The sequence below is a fragment of the Vibrio sp. 10N.286.46.A8 genome, from assembly GCF_041470165.1.
GTDB lineage: Bacteria > Pseudomonadota > Gammaproteobacteria > Enterobacterales > Vibrionaceae > Vibrio > Vibrio tasmaniensis_A.
In genome coordinates this window covers 1-4,377 of record NZ_JBFRLX010000148.1, presented here as the reverse complement: position 1 = coordinate 4,377, position 4,377 = coordinate 1, and the positions used below count along the sequence as shown (strand labels likewise).

Here is a 4,377-nt window from a genome sequence, read left to right as displayed (position 1 = left end):
AACAATTTGATCAATAAGGTTTTTTGTAAACTTTGAATTACATACTCTAAAATTTAATCTCCCTATAAAACTTGTCATAAGCCGAAATGCTCTTCCAATCTTGATTCGCAACACATGGCATTAGCGTGTTGCATATAGACTTCCTATAAAGCCGTTGGGAAGAAGGAGTTTATATTAAAATCAGGAACGAAAAATGAACCAACAACGTCAACTAAGCTGGAAAATAGCAGCTATTCTAGGTACATCTTTTGGCTTTAATGCACACGCTGCAGAAATGGTCAGGGTCGATAATGATGCATTACTACAACAAAGCCTCGTCGCTCAGTCGAAGAGTATTGCTCCACTTGAATTAGGTTTTTCTGAAGTTAAACGGGTGGTACTGCCCAATGGAAAAACGAAAGTCCGCTATCAACAAACTCACCGAGGTTTACCCGTCTTTGATACCTCCGTTGTCGCCACCCTTTCCAAGAACCAACCCACTCAGGTGTTCGGCTCAATGGCACAAGGGATCAGTGGAGACCTATCCAGCATTGCACCAAAGCTGAATCAGGAGCAAGCGATTGAAGCCGCACTGTCTGCTCATCGCACGTTTACTGTCGGCAAAAAGTCGATTGAAAATAAAAACGCGAAACTGATGGTGAGATTGGATGAGAACCAAGTCGCCCAAGTGGTGTACCTGGTCGATTTCTTTATCGCGTCCTCAATGCCAGAGCGCCCTTTCTACTTTATTGATGCCACGACTGGCGATGTACTCCAAAAATGGAATGGACTAAACCACGCTAAAGCATTAGGTACTGGCCCAGGTGGCAACCTCAAAACCACTCGATATGAATATGGCAGTGACTTCCCTAGCTTTCCTATCGACAAAACAGGCACAACTTGTAAGTTAGAAAATGAATCAGTTAAGACAGTCGATTTGAGGAACGGAACGTCTGGCAGCGCAGCCTACAGTTACAACTGTGCCGACGGCACCAACTACACCGATCATAAATACATTAACGGGGCTTACTCGCCTCTTAACGATGCGCACTATTTTGGTAATGTCGTATTCGATATGTACAAAGAGTGGATGAACACGTCGCCTTTAACTTTCCAGCTGACGATGCGCGTTCATTACGGTACCGATTATGAAAACGCCTTTTGGAATGGCTCATCCATGACATTTGGGGATGGCAAAAACACCTTTTACCCATTGGTCGATATCAACGTGAGTGCTCACGAGGTTAGCCATGGCTTCACTGAGCAAAACTCCGGCCTTGTGTACCAAAACATGTCGGGCGGTATCAATGAAGCCTTCTCAGACATTGCGGGCGAAGCCGCTGAATACTACTTACGTGGCAGTGTGGATTGGGTGGTCGGAAGCGATATATTCAAATCAGAAGGTGGCTTGCGTTACTTTGATCAACCTTCAAAAGATGGTCGCTCGATTGACCACGCCTCGCAATACTACGATGGCTTGAACGTTCACTTATCTAGCGGTGTTTATAACCGCGCCTTTTACCTTTTAGCGAACAAGTCTGGTTGGAATGTACGTAAGGGTTTTGAGATCTTCACAGTCGCAAATCAACTGTATTGGACGGCAAACAGTACCTTTGATGCCGGTGCTTGTGGCGTAGCGAAAGCCGCAGCAGACATGGGCTATGTGGTTGCCGATGTTGAAGATGCTTTTAATACCGTCGGCGTTAATGCAAGTTGTGGTGTCACGCCTCCAACTGGCAATGTATTAACGAAAGGCACACCGATTTCGAACTTAAGTGGAAACCAATCCTCGAAGAGCTTCTACACGTTCACCGTTGATTCTGCATCCAACGTGACGGTTTCAATGTCTGGAGGTTCCGGCGATGCCGACCTTTATGTGAAATCGGGCAACAAGCCGACAACCTCAAGTTACGACTGTCGCCCTTACCGTGCAGGAAACAATGAGCAGTGCAGCGTGAGCGCTCAACCGGGTGTGACCTATCATGTGTTACTGCGCGGATACTCGAACTACTCAGGCCTAACGTTACGTTTAGATTGAGTTAGAGCAAGCCTCTCAAACAAGTTGTAAAATCGAGAACTAGCGGTTAACCGCGAGATAAAAACCTACTCACTTTGAGTAGGTTTTTTTTATGATACACCCTAGTAGTTAATAATATTGTAAGTTATTTACTGATACGTTTATTAATTTATAAATATCAAGGTTACTTAGGCATTGTTTTATAAAAACAGTTTAAATTGAGATCCTGTGCTGCACAACGAAACAAAAATAACTGACTAACTTTTGAACACATTCACGTTACTGATAGGTTAATCCTTATAGGGCAAATGCTCTATTAATGATAAAAACTAAAATAAGGATTATTTATGAGACCATCTTTTCCTATCAGTATGGTGCTTGCAACGACAGTGGTTGGCTTCCAGTCTTATGCGCAAAATATTGAGACAACTGATTCATTAGGTATTGCAGAAAGTAGCGCAGCGCAAAAGCAATCTCTGGCGTTACAAATCAGCGAGCGTTATTCCGATCTTGAGCTCTCCTTAAAAGCTCAGATCTCAGAAAAGAACTTATCCGCGCCTGTAGATAAATTGAGCTCTACTCAGCCCTACTCTGCATTTTCAAGCCGGATGCAGAAAGCGGATCTTGGTTATCGCAAGATGAAAGGGATCAACGACTTCAGCGACTCTGTGTTAGAGGTTCGCATGGCTGATGAAGCGATGATCGAAGCTTGGAAGAATGGTGAAAACCCGCTGTTTGCATTTGAACCATCAGGCGATGATTCGAATTGGCAATACATTGAAGCGTATGACGTGTACGGACAGGTTCATGAACTAGACGTGTACCAAATGCCAGACGTTCCAGTGTTTGTGGTTGATAGTAACGGTGCTGAAGAGCTCAAAGCCGGCTTAATGGCAATGCAGGCAGAGATGCAAAAGCTGGGTACTACAACGCAAATCAATGCCGTTAGCGATACCAATGCCGACGAGAGTAAACCTCAAAAACCGTCTTTGATGAACAGGGCACGTCGCTCGATGGCCTTGTCGGAACCTGAGCCGTTGAATACCACACAATTAACCAAAATCCGTTTAGCCGTCGACCAAGAACCTTGGATCTCTGGTAAAGCGGAAATCTACGCTATCGTGACGGGTGTCGATTCAAGTCGTTTAGAGCCCCAGATCGACCTCGTTGAGATGCCTTATCTGGACTACGACAAACAAACGTACTACCCGAACCAGACCGTCATCTTCTGGCCTCGCTACCGTTGGGGCGCTGCAGACATGATCTTAATGGAACACGATGATGGCACAGACTACAAAGCGCTAGCAAAACTCTTGGTTCAAGCCGCAGAAGAGATACTGAAGATGATTCCTGATCCAGAAGTTCAGGGTTACGCGATCATCCCTCAGATCACAGGCAAGATTATCGATGTGATTCCTGATGGCGTATTAGTGAATGATGATGACTTCGTGGATGTGTACTACACCTTAATGCAGAACACGCCTTATGTAGATCGTCCGGGCGCAGGCGGAAATGCTGTCGCATCGTTTGCACCAGTCACGATTTCACCAACAGAGTAAGTCGTTTCTTATTCAGTTAGGGCTTAAACGCTAGGCCCTAACTCTTCATTATCGAAGGTAAGTCAAACACAAGAGACCTACTCAGAACCTAATTACAGGGAGTAATCAAACACAATGATGTCTTCTAAAAGCGGACGAAACACATCTTTCAGCGCATCATGCTCAGGGTGCGGAAGGTAATTCTGGCGGCCTTCTTCATCGGCGAATGTCATTAACACCGAGTGGGTATAACCTTGATTCTTGTTTTCAGGGCTGTCATTTAATCCCCATTCTACTGAAGTGACCCCTTCAACCTTGTTTGGCATCGCTTCAAACAGCATCTTTAGTTTTTGAACCTCTGAAGCTTCAGCGTTTTCTTTAAACTTAATCAGTAGAATATGACGAATCATTCCCGTTTCTTTTTGAGTCATTCCTTGTCCTTTCGAGTCGTTCGCTTACTGGTTTGTAATGCTTAACCAACACCCAATAGCGATCTAAAGTTAGAGAACAACAAAATGCCACACGTTACACAACATGCCAAGGCTAGATCGCTAGAGTTTATAAAATGCTCCACAACCCAATAACGAAAAATGCTGCACCCAAGGGCGCAGCATTTCTCATGACAATGGTAAGCACATCTTTAACGTTAATCACGACGACCTGTAAGCTGGATCGTTTGGTCTTGATCTACGTTCTTTTGGAATTGGATTCCGCCGTTAGACGCTTCATTTCTTCCTTCCAGTGTTAAGTCAGATTCAACACGCTCAGCCTTTACTTGATTACCTTCGCTTCTTGTCATGTCGATAGTCCCTGTATACGTACCGTCGGCAGCAAAAGCCGTGT

General features: G+C 44.7%; 4 protein-coding genes. 2 read left to right on the top strand and 2 right to left on the bottom strand.

The annotated features are described in order from the left end of the window. Window positions 1-193: 193 nt before the first annotated feature. Together AB4232_RS14760 and AB4232_RS14755 are read left to right on the top strand one after the other, a co-directional pair. Window positions 194-2,017, top strand: a complete 1,824-nt coding sequence (locus AB4232_RS14760) for a M4 family metallopeptidase (protein WP_372087433.1) — start codon at window positions 194-196, stop codon at window positions 2,015-2,017. A gap of 326 nt (window positions 2,018-2,343) precedes the next feature. Further along, window positions 2,344-3,555 carry a DUF3103 domain-containing protein gene (locus AB4232_RS14755; RefSeq protein ID WP_280545028.1) on the top strand — a complete coding sequence of 404 codons (1,212 nt, stop codon included), beginning with the start codon at window positions 2,344-2,346 and terminating at the stop codon, window positions 3,553-3,555. Window positions 3,556-3,647: 92 nt separating this feature from the next. Here AB4232_RS14755 and AB4232_RS14750 read toward each other — a convergent pair whose 3' ends face one another. Both AB4232_RS14750 and AB4232_RS14745 read right to left on the bottom strand, forming a co-directional pair. Beyond that, entirely contained in the window at window positions 3,648-3,965 is a 318-nt protein-coding gene (locus tag AB4232_RS14750) for a Dabb family protein (RefSeq protein ID WP_009846539.1), read from the bottom strand. A gap of 215 nt (window positions 3,966-4,180) precedes the next feature. Continuing rightward, the coding region (locus AB4232_RS14745; protein ID WP_372087432.1) for a hypothetical protein at window positions 4,181-4,377 on the bottom strand (197 nt) is incomplete at its 5' end.